We start from the raw sequence: 22821 nt of genomic DNA, 5'->3' as shown, positions 1-22821 counted from the left end.
CCCCCGCCGCTCGTGGAATTCCTTTTTCGGCACACCTGCTACTGCGACCACATGATCCCGGTCAAACACCACCGTGGGGCAGCCTGCAAGCTTATGCATGATCTCCGCCACCTGGGCGGCGTTTTCGCCGATCTCGTTGATGGCGGAATATTTTTTGAAAATGACCTCTCCGTCATTGCTGGTGTAGATCTCCAGAGGGTCTCCCTCCCGGATCCGCATGGTACGGCGGATCTCCTTGGGGATGACCACCCGTCCCAGATCATCGATTCTTCTGACTATCCCTGTGGCTTTCATTGCTTCATACCTCGCAATCCCATAGATTTGTTTGCAGTTCTAGTATTTGTTTGTGGGATTGGAATATACACGCCACGGGGTTTCGTTATTTTTTGGCAGAGGACAGGGCGGATTCCAGCTCTGCGTTCTGCTATGTTTATGCTTGCATCAATGAGCTTGCGTTATACCTGCACCTGCGCATGGCTTCCGCCCGCAGGCTGCTTGGTCACAAGGATCTGCTTATCAATTTGATTTTTCAGTGCGCCCACATGGGAGATGATCCCCACCAGTCGGTTGGATTCCGTCAGGCTTTGCAATGCACGCATGGCCTGCTGCAGGGTTTCCTCATCCAGAGAACCAAAGCCCTCATCCACAAACATGGTGTCCAGCCGGATGCCGCCTGCACTGGACTGGATCTCGTCTGACAGCCCCAGCGCCAGGGACAGGGATGCCATAAAGGACTCGCCGCCGGACAGGGTACGGACGCTGCGTTCCGTGCCGTTGTAGTGATCCACCACGCAAAGCTCCAGCCCGGACTGGCTCCGCAGATCCGTGGCGGATTGCTGCCGCTTTAATTCATACTGCCCGCTGGACATCACCAAAAACCGGCGGTTTGCCCGGCGAATGATCCGGTCAAAATAGTGCATCTGCACAAAGGTTTCCAGTGCCACCCGTTCCTTGCCGGATAGCTTGCCTGCTGCTGTGTTGGAAAGACCGCTGACCATTTGCAGCTCCTGCAGGGTTTTCTCCAGTCGGGACTGCTGGTGAAGAATGCCATCTCTGGCAGAGCGGTTCAGTCCCAACCGGCTGATCCGGTGGGTTTTTTCCTGACCTGCCTGCTGCTTGTCCTGTTCAAGCTGTCGGAGCTGTGCCTCCAGACCGGGCACATCCTCCTGTTGGTACTGGGCAAGCTGCTCCTCCAGGGTGCGGCATCGGGACTGGGCTGTGGCATGCGCCTCCCGGGCGGCGTCATAAGCCTGCTGCCGCTGTACGGCAAGCTGCTCCAACCGGCTCTGTTCCCCCTCCAGTGCGGTGATCTGTGCCTGTGCTTCTTTCCGGTCGGCAAAGGGCAGTAGCTGACTGTATTCCTCCAGCTGCTTGGCGGCAGTGGATGCCTGCTCCAGCAGCCGGGCAAGCTGCTCCCGTGCGTCGGCATAATCCGATTCCATCTGCCGCAGCTGTGCCTCGTCCCGGGGATTGGACTGCTCCAGATCCTGCCGCCGTGCCACGTTCTGCTCCTCCCGTTGGAGTCTGCCGGACAGGCTGCCGGCGGAAATACTGGATGTCTTCTGCATCAGATTCAGCTTTTTGGGAAGCATGTCCAGGGTGCAGTCCAGCTCCAGTGTCCGGGTGTGTTCCAGCAGCTGCTCCGCTGCTGCCTGTACCTGGGCTTCCAGACTGCTCCGGGCATCCCGCTTTCCGGCAAGCGCATCCTCCATCTGCCGCAGGATCTGCTCCGCCTTGGGCTGTTCCGTTTCCAGTTGCCTGCGCAAGGCGATATGCTGCTCCGTTTCCGTCAGCTCCGCATCCAGCCCGGCTTGCTTGTCCTTGAGCAGGCTCTGCTCCTGCTGTAAATGCCCCGGCAGGGCGGACAGATCCCACTCCAGTCCCAAGGCGCTGCACTGCTCCCGGATGCTCTGGGCAAGGCTTTCCGCTTTGCCCCGGAGGGTGCCTGCATGCCGGCTTGCCTGGGTGCATGTCTGCTGGGCCTTGTCGCTGCGGTTCCGGGCAGCTTTCAGTTCGGCTTCTGTTGGCGCATTCTTTGCCGGCTGTGCCGGGTGGGGATGGGATGCAGCGCCGCATACAGGGCAGGGTGCGCCATCTTGCAGGGATGCCGCCAGGATTCCTGCCTGGGCATCCAGGAACGCCTGCTGCATCCGGTCATAGGCGTCCTTTTCCTGCTGCATGATTTCTGTGGCAGCGGCATATGCCCGCTGCGCCTGTTCCAGCTCTCCGCTTTGGATCCGGTATGCGTCCAGCCGTTGGGCAAGGGCATCCAGCTGCTCTGTACGCTGTTCTGCTGCCTGCTTCTGTGCCAGCAGCCGTTCCAGCCGTGCCGGAGCATCCCCCAGCGTCTGCAACTGCTCCGTGAGCTGCTCCAGGGTCTGCCGCTGCTGTCCGGCGGCATGCTCCGCCTGTTGATATGCATGTTGAGCGGCTGCAAGCTGTCTGCACAGCCCATCATAGCCGGTCAGCTTTTCGGACAGCACTGCCAGCTGTTGATCCTTCTGCTGCTGCTCCTTGATCAGTGCCGCCAGCTTTTCCCGGTTCTCTCCGGCGTTGGCGAGGCTTTTCAGCTCCAGGACATGCTTTTCGTACCGGCTGCGCCCCTGGGCAATGCGCTCCTGGGTCTGCTTGATCTCCTGCTGGCTGTGGGTCGCATCTTGCTTCATTTGTGCCAGCGTGGTGCGCAGCTGCTCCTTTTCCGCATACCGGGGCAGCTGCTCCCGGATCCGGGTGATCTCTACGGTCAGCTCCTTTTGCCGGGTCTGATCCGACAGAGAAGCATCCAGCGTTGCCTTGCAGGCATCCCGCTGCTGCTTCTGTGCCTTCAGTTGTTCCTGTGCCTGCCGGTATGCTTCCCGGAGTCTGGCAGCCTGCTTTGCCCTGTCCAGGGACTGATGCAGAACGGTTAGCTGCTCCTCCAACCGGGCGCAGGTCTGTTCCGCCTGTTCCAGACCCTGTGCGTCCCGTTCCAGCAGCCGTTCCAGCAGGGGCAGCAGCTCGCTTTCCGGCAGAGTGCCCTCCAGGAGTCCTGTCAGCGTTTCCTGTTCCGGATCCTCCGGCATCAGCCGGATCCCGGCGGTGTACTGGCTGATGGCGCTGCGGATGCTGCTTCTGGTGCGTTCCAGCTCTCCGGTGCGCTCCTTGAGCCTGTCCTGTAAGCGGCGGTATGGCTCCGTCCGGAACAGCTTCCGGAAGATCTGTACCCGGTCATCGGTGGTGGCAAGGAGCATCCGGTAAAAGTCCCCCTGTGCCAGCATGGCGATCTGGGAGAACTGGTTCCGGTCGATGCCCAGCAGTTCCTGTACCGCCTGGTTCACCTCCTTGACCCGGGACAGCACCCTCCCGTCCGGCATGGTCAGCTCCGCTTCTGCACTCTGGGGGGTGGTGCCTGCTCCACGGGCCTTGGGCCGGTCGTATGCCGGATTCCGCCGGATGGTGTAGCGCTTTCCACCGTAGGCAAAGGTCAGCTCCACATAGGTGGGGGTGGCTGGGTCTGCATACTTGCTGCGGAGCATGCTACTGCTCCGGTTCTGTCCGCTTGCCTCCCCGTACAGGGCAAAGGCAATGGCGTCAAACAGGGTGGTCTTGCCTGCTCCCGTGTCTCCGGTAATCAGATACAGCCCCCGTTCCCCCAGTTGCTCCAGCGGCAGGGTGGTCTTTCCCGCATAGGGGCCGAATGCGGACATGGTCAGTGTAAGCGGTCTCATACTTCCTCCTCCCAGATTTCCTTGGTCAGCCCGTTCAGATATGCCAGTTGGGCATCATCCAGCTCCTTGTTGTTCTGCATCCGGTAAAAGTCTCCGAACAGCTCCAGAGGGGACTGATGCTCCAGGGCGTCCTCCGGCAGCAGCTCTCCGGTTTCCCGGGTGCGCCGGTTGTCATAATCCAGCTTCATCAGATTCGGGTACACCGTCCGCAGTCTGCCGATGGCGTCCGGCACATCCTCCTCATCGGTCAGGGTAATATGCAGGTAGTCGAACCGGTTCTGCTGGGTGTAAGCGCTTCTGTCCATCACCTGGTCATAGGTTCCCCGGATCTCCCGGAGATCATGCTGTGGGGTCAGGGGCAGCAGGTTCAGTGTGACCTGTCCCTTTGCGTCAAGCTCCACCAGGGTGACGGATTTGTGGTGGGATGCCTCCGCAAAGGAATATTTCAAGGGAGTGCCGCAGTACCGGAGCGTGTCCCGTCCTACGGATTGGGGACCGTGGAGATGTCCCAGCGCCACATAGTCAAAGTCCCGGAACAGGGCAGCATCCACTCCGTCAGAGCCGCCGATCAGCAGCTCTTCCTGCTCCAGCACCTGTGCGCCGGCAACGAATTGATGCGCCACCAGCACGTTTCGCCGCCGGGGATCCACCGGCAGTCCCTCCAGCGCCTTTTCCACTGCCTCCTGGCAGGAATGGATCTCCGTTTCCGGCATAACGCTCCGCAGGTAGGCAGGCTTTAAAAAGGGCAGCAGGTAGAAATCCACCGGGCCCAGGTCGTCCTCCAGGGTGATGGGGGAGATGCTGCCTCCGTACACCGGGGACATGTGGACGCCGCTGTGCCGCAGCAGCCGCCCTCCGTATGCAATGCGCTCCGGAGAGTCGTGATTGCCGCTGATGGCAAATATGGTGCAGCCCAGGTGGGACAGCCCGGCTAAAAAATCATCCAGCAGGCTGACTGCCTCTGCGGGCGGGGTGGGCTTGTCAAACAGATCCCCTGCCAGCAGTACCCCCTGGGGCTGCTCTGCGTGAACCAGCTGTAAGATCTGCTCCAGAATAAACCGCTGCTCCTCCAGCATGGAAAAGCCGTTCACACGCTTGCCCAGGTGCAGGTCGGACAAATGCATCAGCTTCATATTGCTCCTCCTGTTTCTTTTGGTTTCCTTGTCTTTTTCTGTTGTCTTTAGTATACCACGCTGCATGGAATTTTGCAAATGTGATCCAGTCCGGGAGCAAAAAATGCAGCCGGGCATTTCTGCCTGGCTGCATCCGTTCTCATCCATTCTGCTGCTTGACCAGTTGTATGATCAGCTCGGCGCAGGTTTCCAGTCCCAGTGCGCTGCTGCACAATGCCAGCTGGTAATTCTGAACCTTGCCCCATTCCTGCCCGGTGTAATTCCGGTAATAGACCCGCCGCCGGTTGTCTCGTTCCTTGAGCATCTTCTCCGGGCTTTTGCCCTCCTTCACCTGCCCGGAAATCCGTTCTATCCGTGCCTTGACATCTGCCCAGATAAAAATATTCATGCAGTCCTGCCGCTCCCGGAGCACATAATCGGCGCATCTGCCCACAATGACGCAGGGGCTTTCCGCCGCCAGCTTTTTGATGAGCTTGCATTGCTCTACATAGATCTCATCGTACAGGGACAGACTGCCGCTGCCCATGGCGGCACCGGCAATGGACAGATTGAACAGCAGACTGCTGCGGGAGGTGGCGTATTCGCCGCTTTCCTCGATGAATTTTTCCGAAAGGCCGCTTTCCTTTGCAACCTGCTCCACAATGTGCCGGTCGTAAAATTTCCAGCCCAGCTGCTGCGCCACATGTTCGCCGATCTCGTGTCCGCCGCTGCCGAATTCACGGCTGATGGTAATGATGTTTGTCATAAAATCCCCTCCTGATTCAGTTCTGCGGCAGCCTGCCGCTTTGGCTTATTATAGGCAACACCGCACAAAGCCCGCCTGTCGGCTATGCGCAGCATCTGCACCGGGAACGCCAGTGTCAGGGCGTTTACCGCCAGATCCCCCATATTTCTGATCTGCTTCATAGATATCTTCTGAAAATAAAAAAGAACCGTACCGCTGCAAATCTAGATTTATGCCTTGCAGCTACACGATTCATTACGATTTCATTTTAGCACAAAATCGCAGGGAAGGTAATAGGCAATTTCAACAAATTCTGAGCTTATCCCCATTGTAGCATACTTCTCTGCGTCAGTCAACGGCGCAGAAAAATAAATTGTCACCCGATTTTAAAATACGGTTGACAATTGAGAGGGAGTATGCTATGATAAAAGCAGATTTTTGAGAAACGAGGAATGCTTATGTCACAAACTGCCGCCCCTGCCAAGGGCTTTGCCCTGCGGGATCTTGCCTTCATCGGACTGTTCGCCGTGCTGATCGCTGTCTGCTCCTGGATCACCATTCCCGGTGCGGTGCCTTTCACGCTCCAAACCTTCGGGGTGTTCTGCACCCTGGGCATGCTGGGGGGCAGGCGTGGTACCTGCGCCATTCTGGTGTACATTTTGTTAGGGATCGTGGGAATCCCGGTGTTTTCCGGCTTTACCGGCGGCATCGGACAGTTACTGGGGATGACCGGCGGTTATATTCTGGGCTTTTTGCTGATGGGTCTGCTGTACTGGCTGATGACCCGGCTTGCCGGCAGCAGTCTGCCGGTAATGATCCTTGCCATGGTGCTTGGGCTTGCGGTATGCTACACCTTCGGCACCGTCTGGTTCCTACAGGTTTACACCAGGCAGAAGGGGGCAATCACCCTGATGGCGGCTTTGTGGAGCTGCGTGTTCCCCTTTCTGATCCCGGATGGGATCAAGCTGGCGCTGGCATTGCTCCTCACCAAGCGGCTCACCAGGCAGTTCCGGATCTGACAAACACAACACCGTGCAGGGCATACCCGCACGGTGTTGTTTTTATGTTTCCGTATAGACGCAGGAAAAGTCCGTGAACCGGACGGTGTTATCTCCCACCGCATAGAGACCCAGGATCACCCCGGTAAAGGGACTGGAGATCTCGCTGGACAGATATTTGCTCTGTCCGGTGCCCAGATGGGTCTCGCCGGATTCGGTGACCACGGAGAAGTGGTAGCAGGCAGGCTCCATCCGGATCACCAGCCGGGCGCTGTTCCCGGTCAGAGGGATCTCCTTCTGGATCTGATGCACGCCCCCGATGTTCAGCCGGCACAGGGCGGTGATGCCTGTCTCCCCACGGCGCAGAGCCACTTCGTAATGCTCCTGCTCACTCATGTAGCAGGTCAGTCCTGCCTCTCCCTTGTCCAGCTCCAGCACGCACTGTACAGTGCCGGAAAAGTCCTGCTGCCGCAGTCCGATGAAGGTGGGGGATCCCGGCTCGTCCAGGGTCACCTCTGTGCCATGCAGCAGGGCGCTGCCCTGGGTCAGGTCGTACTGCTCCATCCGGGGATGCCGCAGAAAGCACCATTCCCTGTACCAGTCCGGCGCAGCAAAGCTCCGTTCCGGCAGGGGCTTCTGTGCAAAGTCTCCTGCAATGTCATAGCACTCCGCCGTGGTGCCGTCCGTGCCTGCGGTGAACCAGCCCTCCTCATCAAAGGTGACAGGAGTCAGGAACACTTCTCTGCCCAGGTGATGGAATGCCATCCACAGCGCCTGCTGCCGGAAGCCCAGACTGAGAATATGCCAGTTCCCCCGGGCATCCTGCACCAGATCACCGTGACCGATGCCCTGAATCAGGTAGGGTGCTTTGTTCCGGTTGGTCAGCACCGGGTTGTGGGGATATCCCGTAAAAGGCCCCCACAGGGACTTGCTCCGGGCATAGGTAATCATATGCCCGTACTCGGTGCCTCCCTCCGCCGCCATCAGATAGTACCAGTCCCCGATCCGGTACAGGTGCGGGCTTTCCAGGAATCGCCCCCCGGAGCCCTGCCAGATGCATCTGGAGGGGGACAGCTTTTCTCCGGTGGCAAGGTCGATCTGACACTGCACCACCCCGTTGACGCCGTCCGCATCGGTGCCGTTGCTCATAAAGTAGGCATTGCCGGCTTCAAAATACAGAGAGGGATCGATGCCGTCCTGAGCCACCGTCACCGGGTCGGACCATGCTCCGTGGATATCGTCGGTGTACACATAGAAATTCTCCCCGGTGGAGGCGTTGGTGGTGACCATGTAGAATCTGCCGTTCAGATGCCGGATGGTGGGGGCAAAAACGCCGCCACTGCTGGGCACTTGTTCCAGTGCCACCTGGCTGGGGCGGGTCAGCACATGGCCGATCTGGCTCCAGTTCACCAGATCCTTGCTTTCAAAGAGGGGAACGCCGGGAAAATACTGAAAGCTGCTGCAAACCATGTAATACATGCCGTTTGCGCAGCATACGCTGGGGTCCGGGTAAAACCCCTTCAGAACCGGATTGTGGTAAATCATAGCTTCTCCATTCTCCGCTGTCTGCGGATGTTTTTCAGGCAGCACCCGGCACAGCTTGTGGGGTGCTGCCTTTATTTTAGCATAACGGCCGTCGGTTGTAAAGCCGATGCTTCCGGAGAATCCGGCTATGCAGTCCTTTGTTTTGGCATGCAGGAGGGCGTTGGAGCATTCCTTTGTGCATTTTGCCGAAAGGGCGTTGTTTGATGTGAAAAAATCGGCGCAAATGGATGGATTGCAAAAAAAGCGCCGAAAGTTTTCCAACACCCATTGAAAAGCGGATGGGTTTATGCTATACTATTTTGTGAGCGCGCACACAGGGCAGGCGTTGCGTTGCATCCCTTCCCATGACAGTTTTATGACACTTTTCATGCAGATTTTCGGAGAAGGCTCTGGCTTGCCGTACTATAATAATATAGTATTATGACGGCAGCATGCTTTTGAGGAGGCGCTTTTTATGGGGTATTCCATATATATTGCGGACGATGAAAAGAATATCCGGGATCTGATCAAGAGCTTCCTGGAAAGTGACGGATACCGGGTGTGGGCGTTTGAAACCGGAGACGCTTTGATGGGGGCATTCCAGGCGGCACCGGCGGATCTTGTAATATTGGACATTATGATGCCCGGTACGGACGGGCTTACCATCTGTCAGCAGCTTCGTGCCAAGACGGATGTGCCCATCATTATGCTGACGGCGAAGGATTCCGAGTACGATTATGTACAGGGCATCACCATCGGCAGTGACGATTATCTGACAAAGCCCTTCCGACCTACCACTCTGCTGATGCGGGTGCGTTCCCTGCTGCGCCGGATGGAAATGAACAGCCGGCGGCCCGTGCAGCCGGAGGAACCGGATGACCTGGTGGTGGGGGATCTGACCTTTTCGGCGGAGGCCAACACCATCAGCTGCAACGGCAAGGGCATCGGCTTTACCCAGACGGAGCTGCGGATGCTTTCCTATATGATGCAGAAGCCCGGCAAGGCATATGCCCGGGACAAGCTGCTGGAAACCATCTGGGGCTATGAGACTGAAGTGGAGACCCGGGTAACGGACGAAACCCTCCGGCGGATCCGGCGGAAGCTCTCCCTGGCAGGCAGCAGCGTCTGCGTACAGACCATCTGGGGCTACGGCTATAAACTTGAGGTATCGGAGCCTGTAAAATGAAACACATCAAAGTCCGGATCCTGGCGACCATCTGGGTTTCGATCTTCTTACTGTTCGTGCCCTTCTACATCATCCTCAACCTGACTCTGCCGGTGCATTTTGAAAAGGAAGCCAAGGCGGCGCTCACCTATGAAATGGAGTATATGAGCAGCATGCAGAAGCAGGAGTCTGAGGATGCGCCCGCCCTGGACTATGTGGGCATCTTTTTCAGCGGGGATATCTGCTTTATCGACCTGACGCAGGATCCGGCGGAGAACAGTGCGGCGGACAACAGCTACGGCAAGTACAATGTACAGAGTGCGGAGCATGACGTGCTGTCCTATTACGACAGCCAGGGGCTTCCCTTCGGACAGATCCGGACTTTGAAAACCGACAACGGCTACTACATCATGGTTCTGTATGAGGACGTGTTCTCCTGGGACGGAGAAAAGGTGCCCACCATCATGTATCTGAACATTCAGCCCATCGTCCAGTATACCAAGCGGCTGAACTGGCTGCTGGACGCCATTTTCCTATGTGTGGCTGCCATCATGAGCGTGATCGGCTTCCGGCTGGGAGGACAGATCGAGGAATCCCAGGAAAACCAGCGTCGCTTCTTCCAGAATTCCTCCCACGAGCTGAAAACTCCTCTGATGGCGATTCAGGGCTATGCGGAGGGCATCCAGACCGGGGTGGTGGATCCCATCCATTCGGCGGAGGTCATCATGCAGGAAAGCGACCGGCTGACCCGGATGGTGGAGGAGATCCTGTACATTTCCAAGATCGATGTGCATCAGTTAGTACTGCATATTGCGGTGCTGGATGTGCGGGAGCTGTTGTATGACTGTCTGCGCTCCGCAGAGCCGATCCAGAACAAAAAGCAATGCAGCGTTGTGACGGATTTTCCGGATGCGCCGGTGCGGGTGCGCTGTGATGAGGATCAGCTGACCCGGTCGTTTATGAACGTGCTGATCAACGGCATGCGGCACTGCGACAAGACAGTGTGGCTGTCCTGCAAGGCGGATCGGCATATTATCACCATTACCATCCGGGACGATGGGGGCGGCATGGATCCCCAGGATCTGCCCCATGTATTTGACCGGTTCTATTCCGGCAAAAAGGGCAATACGGGCATCGGGCTGGCGTTGGCATCTGACATCATCCGGCTGCACAAGGGCAGCATCACCGCCCATAACGACAAGAGTGGTGCAGTGTTTGAGATCCGCCTGCCGGTAGCGCCATAGTCTGTGACACTTTTGTGACAATTTTAATGCAGGTTCACGGGGAAACCCCTTGAACCGGTTTGCTATACTGATTATGTATGTGAAAGGGGACGTTGGAATGATCTGCAATGTGCTGGATTATCTGGAACGATCGGCGGCACGGCAGCCAGAGAAAGATGCCGTAGTCGATGAAAACAAGCGTTATACCTATGAACAGTTGCGGCTGTGCAGTACCCGGATCGGTACTGCCCTGAGCGGCATCATTGCCCCGGGGGAGCCTGTAGGCGTGTATATGGAAAAATGCGCGGACGTACTGCCTGTCTTTTTCGGAACCGTGTATGCAGGGGGCTTTTACTCTGTGTTCAACAATGAGCTGCCTGCAAGCCGACTGACCCAGATTGCCTCGGTGCTTGCGCCCAGGGTGATGGTCACCACTGAGGCATTGAAGCAGGAAGCAGCCGGGATCTTCTCCGGCATGGAGCTGCTGACCTTTGAGGAACTGATGCAGACAGAGCCGGACTTTGACCGGCTGGCACAGATCCGCAGAGGCAGGATCGATACGGATCCGCTGTATGTGAACTTCACCTCCGGCTCCACCGGCACCCCCAAGGGCATTGTGGTGGGACACCGGAGCGTGCTGGACTTTATCGACTGCTTTACGGAAACCTTCGGCATCACCGAATCAGACGTGATCGCCAACCAGGCGCCCTTTGATTTTGACGTGTCCGTTAAGGATATTTACTCGGCGATGTGCACCGGTGCCACTCTGGTGGTGGTACCCCGGCGGCTGTTCTCCGCTCCGGTGGAGCTGATCGACTTTTTGTGCGCCCACCGGATCACCACCATGATCTGGGCGGTATCGGCACTGTGTCTCATCACCACCTTCCACGCCCTGGATTACAAGACCCCGGACACCATCCGGAAAATCCTGTTCAGCGGAGAGGTTATGCCTCTGAAGGCGCTGAAGAATTTCCAGAGCCACCTGCCGGAGGTGACCTATGTGAACCTGTATGGTCCCACGGAGATCACCTGCAACTGCACCTACCATATTCTGGACAAGGAACGGGATTATTCCGCCGGTATCCCCATCGGCAGCGCCTTCCCCAACGAGGATGTGTTCCTGCTGGATGGGGAGGATCACCGGATCACGGCACCGGAAACCGTGGGCGAGCTTTGCGTCCGGGGCACAGCGCTGGCACTGGGCTATTACGGAGCACCGGAGCAGAATGCAGTGCACTTCGTGCACAATCCCCTGAATCCCCACTATCCGGAAATCATTTACCGGACGGGAGATCTTGCCCGGTATGATGCAAACGGAGACCTGGTATTCAGCGGCAGAAAGGATTTCCAGATCAAGTACATGGGGCACCGGATCGAGCTGGAGGAGATCGAGCGGGAAATGGCTGCCATTGACGGGGTGGAGCGTTGCTGCTGCATCTTTGACGAAAAGAAGTCCCGGCTCAAGGGCTTTTATATCGGCAGCGTGGAAAAGGATGCGCTGCATGCGGAAATGAAGGAAAAGCTGCCGGCGTTCATGGTGCCGGGGATCCTGCGCCGGGTGGAGGATATGCCTTTGACCAAGAACGGCAAGATCGACCGGAAGAAGCTGGCAGAGCTTGTGGGAGGAAAAACAAATTGAATGAAATTCTGAAGCAGTGCGAGTCTGCGTTCTATGTGTTTGACCTGGAACGGGCAAGAGCACGGATCCGCTTTCTGCGGGCGCATCTGCCGGAAGGAGTAGCTCTGTGCTACGCCGTAAAGGCGAACACCTTCATCATCGGGGGCTTGCTCCGGGACGTGGAGCGGTTTGAGATCTGCTCTCCCGGGGAAGCGGAAATTTGCGAAAAGCTGGGAGTTCCAGGCAATATGATGGTGATCTCCGGGGTGTACAAGACCCCTTCCGTCATGGAGCATCTGGTGGCATCCGGCGGAGACCGCACCTATACGGTGGAGTCCCTGACCCAGTTTGCCCTGCTGCGGGATCTGGCAAAGACCTATGGCAGAACCCTGCCGGTGCTGCTGCGGCTTACCAATGACAGCCAGTTCGGCATCAACCAGGAGGATATCATGGATATCATCCGGGATCGGGCACAGTATCCCCAGCTGGATATCCTGGGGATCCAGTTCTTCTCCGGCACCCAGAAAACCTCAGCCAAGAAGCTGTGCCGGGAGATCCGGCAGCTGGACGGGCTGCTGCTGAAGCTGGAGCAGGAATACGGCTATACCGCCCGGGAGCTGGAATACGGGCCCGGGTTTCCTGCCTGCTACTTTGAGGACGATGTATTCGACGAGGAAACCTATCTGGCGGACTTTTCCGCCGGGCTGAACGCCATGGAATCCAAGCCCCACATTACCCTGGAGCTGGGCAGAGGCATTGCAGCCTGCTGCGGCAGATACTACACCCACATTGTGGACATCAAGCACAACAAGGGGCAGAATTACCTGCTGATTGACGGGGGCATGCACCACCTGGTATACTTCGGACAGCATATGGCAATGAAGCACCCCTTCCTGTCCGTCTGCGACAAGGAGCAGGCGCCCAAGACCATGAGCTGGAACATCTGCGGCTCTCTGTGCTCCATGAACGACATCGTGGCAAAGCAGGTGGAGCTGCCGGAGGTATCCATCGGGGATACGATCTGCTTTGAAAATACCGGCGCATACTGCATGACAGAGGGCATTTCCCTGTTTCTGAGCCGGGAGATCCCGGCGGTGTATCTGATGGACGGGGGCGATCCGGTCTGTGTGCGGCAGACCTTCGATACTGCGCCTCTGAACACCCCAGACTGAACGGAATTCCCGGAAGGGAGTTACGATATAAGCGGCACTGCCGCCAAAGAACAAAGAAAGGAAGTAACTATCATGGACAAGCTTATTGAAATTCTGGAGGACATTCAGCCGGACATCGACTACAACACCTGCGAGGATTTGATCGACGGGCATCACCTGGACTCTCTGTCCATTATTTCCCTGATTGCCGAGCTGGAGGATGAGTTCGACATTACTGTTCCCGCTGTGGAGATCATCCCGGCAAACTTCAATTCCGCAAAGGCAATGTGGAGCATGATTCAGCGCCTGCAAGAGGAGGACTAAAATGTCGCTCTCTTCCCTGCTGATGGGGGGCAGCTATGTGGGAATGACCTCGTTTTTTACGGTGGCATTCCTGCTGGTGTTCCTGCCGACTTGCATCATTCTCTATACCCTGATGCCCCAGAAGGCAAAGAAATACTTTCTTCTGGCGGCAAGCGTAGGCTTCTACTGGCTCATCAGCGGCACGCTGGTGGTGTACCTATTCTTAACTACAATTTCCATCCACTACTTTGGCATCTGGCTGGATCGGATCCACCGGCAGCGGGATGAAGCGGTGAAGGCGGCGGAAAAGCCGGAACGCAAGGCCATCAAGCATGCGTACCTGCTCCGGAGCCGCTGGGTGCTGCTGTTTGCGGCGGCGCTTCACATCGGCACCCTGCTGACGCTGAAGTATGCTCCCTTCTTTACCCGGAATGTCAATTCCCTGCTGGGGCATATGGGATTGTCGTTGCAGCTGGAGATCCCCAAGTATCTTTTGCCCATCGGCATTTCCTTCTTCACCATGCAGGCGGTTTCCTACATGTTTGACGTGTACCGGGAAACCATCAAGTCAGACGAGAATCTGTTCCGGCTGGGATTGTTCATGTCCTTTTTCCCCCAGATCGTGGAGGGCCCCATCTGCCGGTACGGGCAGACCGCAGAGCAGCTGTGGAACGTGAAGGGCATCACCTTCTCCAACCTGACCCTGGGCATCCAGCGGATCCTCTTTGGCATGATGAAAAAAATGGTGGTGGCGGATCGGCTCAACCCGCTGATCGAAACGGTATTTTCCGGCTACAAGGATTTCCAGGGGGGCGTGATCGCCATTGCAGCCGTGTGCTACACGGTGCAGCTGTATATGGACTTTTCCGGCTCCATGGACGCAGTGATGGGTACTGCCCAGATCTTCGGCATTACCATGCCGGAGAATTTCGCCCGTCCCTTCTTCTCCAAAACCATCTCCGAGTTCTGGAAGCGCTGGCACATCACCCTGGGCGCCTGGTTCAAGGATTACATCTTCTACCCGGTGACCATGTCCAAGCCCATGAAGAACCTGACCTCCGCCGCCCGCAAGAAGATCGGCAACCACTTTGGCCCTCTGCTTGCCGGTGCTGTGGCATTGTTCTGCGTCTGGTTCAGCAATGGTCTGTGGCACGGGGCTGCCTGGAGCTATATTTTCTACGGCATGTATCACTTTACCCTGATCCTCACCGGCAATATCATTGCCCCGGCGGTTCAGTGGACAAACAAAAAGCTGCACATCAATCCGGAATGGTTCGGCTATCGTCTGTTCCAGATCCTCCGCAGCTGCATTCTGGTGGTCATTGGCGAGCTGTTCTTCCGGGCAGAGGGTCTGCGCAACGGTTTTGCCATGTTCAAGGGCATGGTCACCGACTTCCGGTTCAGCACTCTGAACGAGGATCTGCTGGAGACCCTGGGCGTGGATATCCAGGACCTTATCATCGTTGGTGTCACGCTGCTGATCGTATTTGTCATCAGCATTCTGAACGAAAAGGGCATCCAGGTCAGAGCCTCCCTTCAGAAGCGGAATGTGGTGGTACGCTGGGCAGTGCTGTATGCGCTGATTCTGTACATCATCGTATTCGGTGCCTATGGAACGGGGTATATTCCGGTTGACCCGATTTATGCGAATTTCTAAGGAGATCATACATGCGAACAGTCATTAAAAATACGCTTTGCAGTCTGCTGTTCCTGGGGATTCTGATTGGCATGCTGGCGCTGTTGTCCGTGCTGTTCCGGCCGAAGGAAAACACCACGGAGGCCGGGTTCCAGGATCCCCGGGCGAACGCCGTGCTCAGCGAGCCAAAGGATACCATTGATGTGGTATTCCTGGGAGACAGCGAAACCTACAACACCTTTATCCCTTTGCAGATCTGGCGGGATTACGGCTATACCTCCTTTGTATGCGGCACCCCGGCACAGAGCCTTTGCTATACGGAGGAATTCCTGGTGAAGGCATTTGAACAGCAAAGCCCCCAGATCGTCTTTCTGGAAACGGATGCGATCTTCAAGATCTTCACCCAGTCCCAGGTCATTTCCCAGGACGTAGAAAATACGCTGCCTGTGTTCCGGTATCATGACCGGTGGAAGACCCTCCAGGCAAGCGACTGGACATTCCAGGTGGATTATTCCCACCGGGAAAACAACAAGGGCTATATGTACGACGCCCGGGTGCGCCCCTCCACCAGGCTCAACTATATGAAAAAGACCGATGCCAAGGAGGAGATCCCCGGCAAGAGCCGGCAGGCAGTGGAGAACATCTACGAATACTGCCGGAAAAACAACGCAAAGCTGGTGCTCATCAGTACCCCCAGTACAGCCTACTGGAACTACAAGCGGCACAATAGCGTTGCGGAGCTTGCGGAATCTCTGGGCGTGGAGTATGTGGATATGAACCTGATCAACGATCAGGTGGGCATTGAATGGTCTACGGATACCCGGGACCGGGGTATGCATATGAACATTTACGGTGCCCGGAAATGCTCCGCCTTTTTGGGTGCATACCTGGCGAAAACAGAGCAGTTCCAGGATAAGCGAAAGGATGCGTCCTACGCAGATTGGTTCGACGCACTGGAGGCATTCAACGAATCCACCGACAACGCTCTCGACAGACCCAGTCCGGAGCCGGAGGATGATACCAAGAAAGCGAACTGAACGAAAAAGCAGATGTGCTTGCACGTCTGCTTTTTTCTGTCTTGACATTCCGGTAGCTTTGTCCTATAATGACGATAGATTTTCGGCAAAGGAGAGGATTTTATGAAATTCAAACGCATTCTGGCAGCAGGCATGGCAGTGTTGTGCAGCGTCCTGCCACTGTGCCCGGCTGCTTCCGCCCAGGGGGAAGGGCTGGTGGATTCCGGCATCGATTATACGGAATGGGTGGGGACGGTGCGTACTCCCGGTGCAGGGTATACCTCCACCCTGGCGTTCCGCTGCAAGCCCGGAGAAACCAAGGCATACAATCCCACCGGAGATCTGACGCTGCTGTTCGTGGATATCGGCGGCTTTTCCAGTGGCTCCAACGGTACCACCGATTCCGATGGGAACTATACCCCCGGTACGGATTATGACCTGGATGAGATCTTTTTCAAAAGCATGCGTACCACCCTGGAAAACTGCCGGCAGAACGGTTGCATGGCAGCGCTCCGGTTCCGGTATGATGCAAACGGGGTTCGGGATCCGGAGCCTGCCACCTTTGAGCAGATGCTCCGGCACATTGAACAGATCCGGGAGGATGGCTTTTTAGAGGATTATCAGGACATTCTTTGCTTTGTGGAAAGCGGTTTTGTAGGCTGCTACGGGGAGCAGTGGGGCGGCAAGTACTGCTCCATTCCCGACAAGGCAAAGCTGCTGGAGCTGATGCTGGATGTGGTGCCGGATCCCATTCCGGTGACGGTGCGTACCCCGAATATTTTCGCCCAGTGGGCAGGCATCACCGAGGAAGAGCTGGGCACCTATGTGCTGGAGCCGGGCAGCCGGGCGTCCCGGGTGGGACTGTACAACGATGGCTACATGGGCTCTAACTCGGATCTGGGCACCTTCCACGACCGGGAGCGGGATCTGAAATGGCTCCGGCAGCAAACCCTGACCAGCTATTACGGCGGCGAATTTTCCGGCAACCTGGACTTTGCAAAGCAGTATGACACCTACCTGCCGGAGCATGCAGTTCCGGAAATGTACTACTCCCACCTGAGCTACATCAACGCCAATATCTATCAGCTGTACAAGGATTATACCTTCGGTGCAGCGTATGACGTGGAGGGCGTGGACAACAGCGCTTATTACGGTCAGACCGTGTTCCAGTTTATGCGGGATCATCTGGGTTACCGGTTCGTGCTGCGGGATTCGGATCTGAGCGAAAGCGTGTCCCAGGGAGACACCCTGCGGCTCTGCATGGACGTGGAGAACACCGGCTTTGCCAATCCCATCCCCAGGCAGAAGGCGGAGATCCTTCTGGAGAAGGATGGACAGTACCTGCGGACAGAGGTGGATGCGGACAGCCGCACCTGGTATTCCTGTACCACCGTGTCCCCGGAAATTGACCTGCATCTGCCGGCAGCACTGGAACCGGGCAGATGGAACGTGTACTTCAAGCTTTCCACCGGGGATAACACGCTGGGACAGCTGGAATATCGCTCCGTTCAGTTTGCCAATGCACACACCTGGAACGAGCAGCTGGGGGCAAACTATCTGGGCAGCTTTTCCGTGACCGCCTCTGAAGCAGGGGCGAGATCCACGGACAACGGCTTCTATCAGACCAATGCCTCCGATCCGGTGACCGGTTCTGACGGCACCCTGTTTACCACCCAGGGACTTGTGACAGTGGACGGTACCCTGACCAGCGATACGGAGCTGACCAGCGATACGGAGCGGCGGGATGCCTTGCTCTGCGCAGAGGATGCAGCAGGCAACAGAATGTACATCACCAACGACGATCAGTACCTGTATATTCTGGCGGATCTGGAGCAGCAGGCTGCTTCCCCGGTGTACAACCTGTCCTTCCGGAATGCAAGCAGCGGCACAAGCTACTGGATGTATTACCAGGGCAGCTTCGTGTACTTCAACGGGGAGGGCGGCGTGCCCCTGGGCTGCGTGCAGAAGCACAGCGGCAGTACCATTGAATTCCGGTTGCCCTTGGGGGAGCTGATGGGGCTTGCTCCCGGTGTGGAGCTGACAGGCATTGACTACACGGTGCAGGATCAGGCGGATTCCTGGAAAAGTGCCGGTTCCATCCGGGCGGACAGCTACATCATACAGGATGATTTCAACGTGTATTCCGGCAAGCAGACTGTGAATCTCGCTAAGGGTGATACCCTGTCCGTTGCTGCCCACACCTCCGGTGCAGACCAGACCTATCAGTGGTACAAGGATGGCAAGCCCATTCCGGATGCCACCAATGCTGTCTATAAGATCCTGGCAGAATCGGCGCAGGACTGCGGAATCTATGCGGTTCAGGTCACCAGTGCCAGCGGCGTCAGAACCAGGCTGTTTGACGTGTGCCGGGTTGCTGCTGTGCTGGAGCAGCCCCTTGCGGGGGATGTGAATCTGGACGGGGCAGTGACCGTGGCGGATATGGTGCTGCTGCAAAAGCATCTGATCCGGGCAGCCACTCTGACCGATCAACAGGCAGCCGCCGGGGATCTGAACAAGAACGGCGTATGCAACGGCTTTGACCTGGTGCTGCTGCGACGTATTTTATGTGTATAATCTGAAGGTGATACCATGAAAGCCGGTGGACAAAACGGCATCAATTTTGGAACAGACCATGTGTTCCGCATTCTCCTGCGGCTGGCACCTCCGGTGATGCTCGCCCAGCTGATCCAGGCGCTGTACAACATTGTGGACAGCTATTTTGTGGGCAGGTATTCGGATACGGGGCTGACTGCCCTATCCATCATTTACCCCTTACAGCTGCTGATGATCGCCCTGGCGGTGGGCACCGGGGTGGGCATCAACACTCTGATGGCGCATTTCATGGGGGTGGGGGAGCCGGAAAAAAGCCGGGAGACTGCCGGTACCGGCGCCCTGCTTGCGTTTGTCATGTGGGTGCTGTTTGCCGGGGTGTGCTGGTGCATCATGCCCGGCTACGCCCGGATGTCCACGGATTCTCCTGCTGTGGCACAGGACGTGGTGACCTACGGCAGGATCGTCTGCGTGTGCAGCTTCGGGCTGTTCTTTGAAAGCATCTGGACCAAGGTGCTCCAGGCGGGAGGTGCTATGAAGCTGCCTATGGCAGCACAGATCGTGGGTGCATTGGTGAATATTGTGCTGGATCCCATTCTGATTTTCGGCATAGGTCCTGTGCCGGAGCTGGGCATCGCCGGAGCAGCCATTGCCACCGTTTTGGGACAGTGCGCCGCTGCCTGTATCGTCATGCCCAGGGGATTCCGGAAATCTCCGCCTCTGTCCGCATACCGGCGGTATGTGCCCCGGATCTACCAGGTGGGCTTCCCCAATATTCTTATGCAGACCGCCTATACCTTCTACATTCTGGGGCTGAATCTGATCCCCAAAGGCTTTTCCGACCAGGCAGTCACCGCCCTTGGGCTGTATTACAAGTGGCAGACCTTCTTTTTCATTCCCCTGGGGGCGATGCAGACCTGCATTGTACCGGTACTCAGCTATAACTTCGGAGCCGGACTGTATGCCCGGTGCCGCCGAACTCTGCGGGATGCGGTGCTGATGGGACTGGCGCTGATGGCGCTGGGCACTATCAGCTTTGCTCTGTTTCCGGAATAGCTGCTGGCGGTCTTTACCCAGGATCTCCAGGTGATCCGGATCGGCAGCTACGGCTTTCGGGTCATCGGCGTTTCCTTCCTGCCCATGGTGCTGTCTCTGATCTTCCCGGTGTTCTTTCAAGCCATCGGTGCTCCGGTGCGCAGTTCCTTGCTGACGGTATTGCGGACAGTGGTGCTGTTCGTGCCTCTGGGGTGGCTGCTGTCCCGGTTTGGGCTGCATGCCTTCTGGTTCACCTTCCCTCTGACGGAGCTTGTGACCACTGCCGTGGGGATGCTTTTCTACCGGCAGTGGCGCAGAAAGCTGCCTGCATGACGTTTCAGAGCAGATATGCGGATTGCATGCCTGCTCTGTTTGCAGATTGGGTCGAAAAGGTGTATAATAAGCAGGTGTGTTTCCGTATGGTACACATAAAGGAGAGGTTTGATGAAACAGATTCTGCAATTTTTTCGCCGGGAGGCGGTGCTTTGCATTGCCGGAGCGCTTGCCGTCGGCTCTGCCTTTGCGGTGCCTCCCAGCGGCGCATATCTGGACTACATAGATTTCCGGGTGTTGATCCTGCTGCTGTGTCTGATGCTTACCGTAGCAGGCATCCGGCAGACCGGCGCATTCACTGCCCTGTGCCAGGGGCTGTTGCGCCGGGTACACAGCGTCCGCATGGTGGGCTTGCTGCTGGTGCTGCTGTGCTTTTTTCTCAGCATGCTGCTGACCAATGACGTGACCCTGGTGACTCTGGTGCCCTTTACCCTGCTGCTGCTGGAGGGGATCCCACGGCAGGACGCTGATCGGATCACCATCCGACTGCTGGTACTGGAAACCGCCGCCGCCAATCTGGGCAGTATGCTGACCCCCATGGGCAACCCGCAGAACCTGTATCTGTACAATCGATACGGCTTTTCCATGGGCACCTTTCTCAGCGCCATTGCTCCTTATTCCGTCCTGTCCCTGGCATTGCTGGCAGGCTCCTGTTTGCTGTTCCTGCCGGTGCAGCCCATTGCTCCGCCCAAGGCACAGTGCCGGATCCAAAGCCCCGGACGGCTGGGGGCGTACTGCCTGCTGTTTGGGGTGAATCTGCTGACGGTGCTGCGGATCCTCAATCCCTGGATTCTGCTGGGGGTGATCTGCATCGCCCTGTTGCTGCTGGACAGAAGCCTGTTCCGGAAGGCGGATTACAGCCTGCTGCTGACCTTCGTGTTCTTTTTCATCTTTGTGGGGAATATGGGGAACATCCCGGCGCTGTCCGGGACATTGCAGCGATTTCTCCAAGGCAGGGAGCTGCTGACGGCAGTGCTGGCATCCCAGGTCATCAGCAACGTGCCGGCGGCGATTCTGCTGTCCGGTCTCTCGGAAGACGGCAGGGCGCTGCTGATCGGCACAAATCTGGGGGGATTGGGTACTTTGATCGCCTCCATGGCAAGCCTCATCACCTACAAGCTGTATGCGGCGGCACCCGGCAGTCAGCCCAAGCGGTACATGGGTGTGTTCACCCTTTGCAATCTGGCATATCTGGCGGCATTGCTGCTGCTCTATGCGTTCATTTAGGAGGATATCATGCGGCACGAAAACGGCGAATGGATGTTACACGGCACGGAGGCTTCGGATCCCAGCCGGATCCGGGATCCGGAAGGGCTGATCGCCTATGTGGAGCAGGCAGGCTTCCTGCCCTTGTTCCAGAATGAGATTCCGGGCTTTTCCGTGGAAGAGCATACCCTGGCGGCGGACTGGTGGACGGGAGATCCGGAGCGGGATCCCTGGGAGTGGCGGAGCATTGCCGCCCGGAGCCACCGGGTGGCTTACGGAAAATTTTTCAGCGGCAAGGCAGGGTTCCTGTCCCTGGAGTGGCTGCCCCTTTTTGTGAATCACCGCCGGGACGGCTATGATTTCGACAGTCTCTATGAAGCCGGGAAAGCCGGCCACCGGGAACGTCAGATCATGGAACTGTTCACAGAGGGTGCATCCCTGTTTTCCTGGCAGATCCGGCAGCTTCTGGACACGGGCAAAAGCCCGGAGGGGGCGCTGACCCGGTTGCAAATGCAGCTATATCTGGTGACGGAGGATTTCCAGCAGCGGCTCAGCAAGCAGGGCGTTCCCTACGGCATGAGCGCCGCCCGGTACTGCACCCCGGAGAAGCTGTGGGGATATGAAGCAGTTACCGCCGCATACGGGGAGTCCCCGGCGGATTCCTATGACCGGATCTGGCAGCAGATCTTAAAGCGATACCCGGATGCATCGGACAGGGCGATTCGCCGGATTTGCCCGTGAAAGGAGCAGTATGGAGGAGAAGCGCATACTCATCATTGACGATGACCCGGATCTGTCCGGCATCATTGCGGATATGCTGGAGGATCACGGCTATTGCACCCAGTGGGCAGGCAGTAGTCAGCAGGCCTTTGACATGTTGGAACAGCAGCGGTTTCATGTGATCCTGCTGGATATCAACCTGCCGGATGGCACGGGCTTTGAGCTGTGCCACAGCCTGCGGCAGGTTTCGGATACCCCGGTGATCTTCGCCAGTGCCCGTACCAGCGAAAGCGACCGGATTCAGAGCTTTGACATTGGTGGGGATGATTTTCTGCCCAAGCCCTATTCCATGCAGGAGCTGTTGTCCCGGGTAAATGCCCTGGTGCGCCGGGTGTATGGAAATCAGCGTGAGCAAGTGTTCCGGTTTGGGGATACGGCAGTGGACCTGACCGGCAGACGTGTGACCAGGAATGGGGCGCCGGTGGGGCTGTCCTTGCGGGAATTCGACTTGCTGGCATATCTTTGCAGCCACTGCGACCAGGCGGTGCCCAAGGACAAGCTGCTGGCGGAGGTGTGGGGCGCCTTTTCGTCGGTGGAGCCTTCCACCCTGACGGTGCACATCCGTTGGCTTCGGGAAAAGCTGGAACCGGATCCGGGGCACCCCATCTATATTCGTACCGTGTTTAAAGTGGGCTATATGCTGACACCGGAGGGAAGCTTATGAAAAAGCGACTGTTTTGCATGTTTCTGCTGTTTGCGGCAGTGCTGACCGGTTTGAC

At 57.2% G+C, this 22821-nt stretch carries 20 protein-coding genes; 14 read left to right on the top strand and 6 right to left on the bottom strand.

Features of this window, described 5'->3' with window-relative positions; genetic code table 11:
• The 5 genes from QVO51_RS07720 to QVO51_RS07700 all read right to left on the bottom strand — a co-directional run.
• A partial coding sequence (locus QVO51_RS07720) for a stage V sporulation T C-terminal domain-containing protein (RefSeq protein ID WP_288168012.1) occupies positions 1-294 on the bottom strand: 294 nt, incomplete at its 3' end.
• 161 nt (positions 295-455) lie between these two features.
• Positions 456-3707: an AAA family ATPase gene (locus QVO51_RS07715; RefSeq protein WP_022357924.1), complete on the bottom strand. Its 3252-nt coding sequence runs from the start codon at positions 3705-3707 to the stop codon at positions 456-458.
• A complete protein-coding gene (locus tag QVO51_RS07710; protein ID WP_022357923.1) occupies positions 3704-4840 on the bottom strand; it encodes an exonuclease SbcCD subunit D in 1137 nt (378 codons plus the stop codon). Before QVO51_RS07710 ends, QVO51_RS07715 begins: the two co-directional genes overlap by 4 nt.
• A gap of 139 nt (positions 4841-4979) precedes the next feature.
• Positions 4980-5585 carry an AAA family ATPase gene (locus QVO51_RS07705; protein ID WP_022357922.1) on the bottom strand — a complete coding sequence of 202 codons (606 nt, stop codon included), beginning with the start codon at positions 5583-5585 and terminating at the stop codon, positions 4980-4982.
• Positions 5582-5746 carry a hypothetical protein gene (locus QVO51_RS07700; RefSeq protein ID WP_022357921.1) on the bottom strand — a complete coding sequence of 55 codons (165 nt, stop codon included), beginning with the start codon at positions 5744-5746 and terminating at the stop codon, positions 5582-5584. The genes QVO51_RS07705 and QVO51_RS07700 overlap by 4 nt, the downstream gene beginning before the upstream one ends.
• A 276-nt stretch (positions 5747-6022) precedes the next feature.
• On the opposite strand from QVO51_RS07700, the gene QVO51_RS07695 reads away from it, so the two are divergent.
• A complete protein-coding gene (locus QVO51_RS07695) occupies positions 6023-6583 on the top strand; it encodes a biotin transporter BioY (protein WP_022357920.1) in 561 nt (186 codons plus the stop codon).
• A gap of 42 nt (positions 6584-6625) precedes the next feature.
• On the opposite strand, the gene QVO51_RS07690 is transcribed toward QVO51_RS07695, so the two are convergent.
• A complete protein-coding gene (locus QVO51_RS07690; RefSeq protein ID WP_022357919.1) occupies positions 6626-8107 on the bottom strand; it encodes a glycoside hydrolase family 43 protein in 1482 nt (493 codons plus the stop codon).
• A 454-nt stretch (positions 8108-8561) separates the two neighbouring features.
• On the opposite strand from QVO51_RS07690, the gene QVO51_RS07685 reads away from it, so the two are divergent.
• The 13 genes from QVO51_RS07685 to QVO51_RS07625 all read left to right on the top strand — a co-directional run bounded on the left by QVO51_RS07685 (position 8562) and on the right by QVO51_RS07625 (position 22766).
• The gene (locus tag QVO51_RS07685) at positions 8562-9272 is read left to right on the top strand and encodes a response regulator transcription factor (RefSeq protein WP_015557653.1); all 711 of its coding nucleotides are present in this window, start codon (positions 8562-8564) and stop codon (positions 9270-9272) included.
• Positions 9269-10495, top strand: coding sequence for a sensor histidine kinase (locus QVO51_RS07680; protein WP_022357918.1), 1227 nt, complete (start codon positions 9269-9271; stop codon positions 10493-10495). The genes QVO51_RS07685 and QVO51_RS07680 overlap by 4 nt, the downstream gene beginning before the upstream one ends.
• Before the next feature lie 97 nt (positions 10496-10592).
• Positions 10593-12113 (top strand): amino acid adenylation domain-containing protein, encoded by a 1521-nt coding sequence (locus tag QVO51_RS07675; RefSeq protein WP_022357917.1) that lies wholly within the window; start codon positions 10593-10595, stop codon positions 12111-12113.
• Complete coding sequence (locus QVO51_RS07670) at positions 12110-13264, top strand: diaminopimelate decarboxylase family protein (protein WP_022357916.1); 1155 nt, start codon at positions 12110-12112, stop codon at positions 13262-13264. The genes QVO51_RS07675 and QVO51_RS07670 overlap by 4 nt, the downstream gene beginning before the upstream one ends.
• A 72-nt stretch (positions 13265-13336) precedes the next feature.
• The gene (locus QVO51_RS07665; RefSeq protein WP_015557656.1) at positions 13337-13567 is read left to right on the top strand and encodes a phosphopantetheine-binding protein; all 231 of its coding nucleotides are present in this window, start codon (positions 13337-13339) and stop codon (positions 13565-13567) included.
• A 1-nt stretch (position 13568) separates the two neighbouring features.
• On the top strand, positions 13569-15203 hold the full coding sequence (locus tag QVO51_RS07660) for an MBOAT family O-acyltransferase (RefSeq protein ID WP_022357915.1): 1635 nt from the start codon (positions 13569-13571) through the stop codon (positions 15201-15203).
• Between the two features lie 11 nt (positions 15204-15214).
• A complete protein-coding gene (locus tag QVO51_RS07655) occupies positions 15215-16219 on the top strand; it encodes a hypothetical protein (protein WP_022357914.1) in 1005 nt (334 codons plus the stop codon).
• Between the two features lie 102 nt (positions 16220-16321).
• Positions 16322-18772, top strand: coding sequence for a DUF4832 domain-containing protein (locus QVO51_RS07650; RefSeq protein WP_022357913.1), 2451 nt, complete (start codon positions 16322-16324; stop codon positions 18770-18772).
• 15 nt (positions 18773-18787) lie between these two features.
• On the top strand, positions 18788-19804 hold the full coding sequence (locus tag QVO51_RS07645; protein ID WP_022357912.1) for an MATE family efflux transporter: 1017 nt from the start codon (positions 18788-18790) through the stop codon (positions 19802-19804).
• Positions 19805-19834: 30 nt separating this feature from the next.
• Positions 19835-20116, top strand: coding sequence for a hypothetical protein (locus QVO51_RS07640; RefSeq protein WP_022357911.1), 282 nt, complete (start codon positions 19835-19837; stop codon positions 20114-20116).
• A gap of 111 nt (positions 20117-20227) precedes the next feature.
• On the top strand, positions 20228-21343 hold the full coding sequence (locus QVO51_RS07635; protein ID WP_022357910.1) for an SLC13 family permease: 1116 nt from the start codon (positions 20228-20230) through the stop codon (positions 21341-21343).
• 9 nt (positions 21344-21352) lie between these two features.
• On the top strand, positions 21353-22063 hold the full coding sequence (locus tag QVO51_RS07630; protein WP_022357909.1) for an AlkZ-related protein: 711 nt from the start codon (positions 21353-21355) through the stop codon (positions 22061-22063).
• Between the two features lie 10 nt (positions 22064-22073).
• On the top strand, positions 22074-22766 hold the full coding sequence (locus tag QVO51_RS07625) for a response regulator transcription factor (RefSeq protein ID WP_022357908.1): 693 nt from the start codon (positions 22074-22076) through the stop codon (positions 22764-22766).
• Positions 22767-22821: the final 55 nt, after the last annotated feature.

The sequence above is a fragment of the Ruminococcus sp. CAG:379 genome, from assembly GCF_000434255.1.
Classification (GTDB): domain Bacteria; phylum Bacillota; class Clostridia; order Oscillospirales; family Ruminococcaceae; genus Ruminococcus_F; species Ruminococcus_F champanellensis.
Note: the sequence above shows the minus strand (reverse complement) of the source record. Positions and strands in the feature narration are given on the sequence as shown.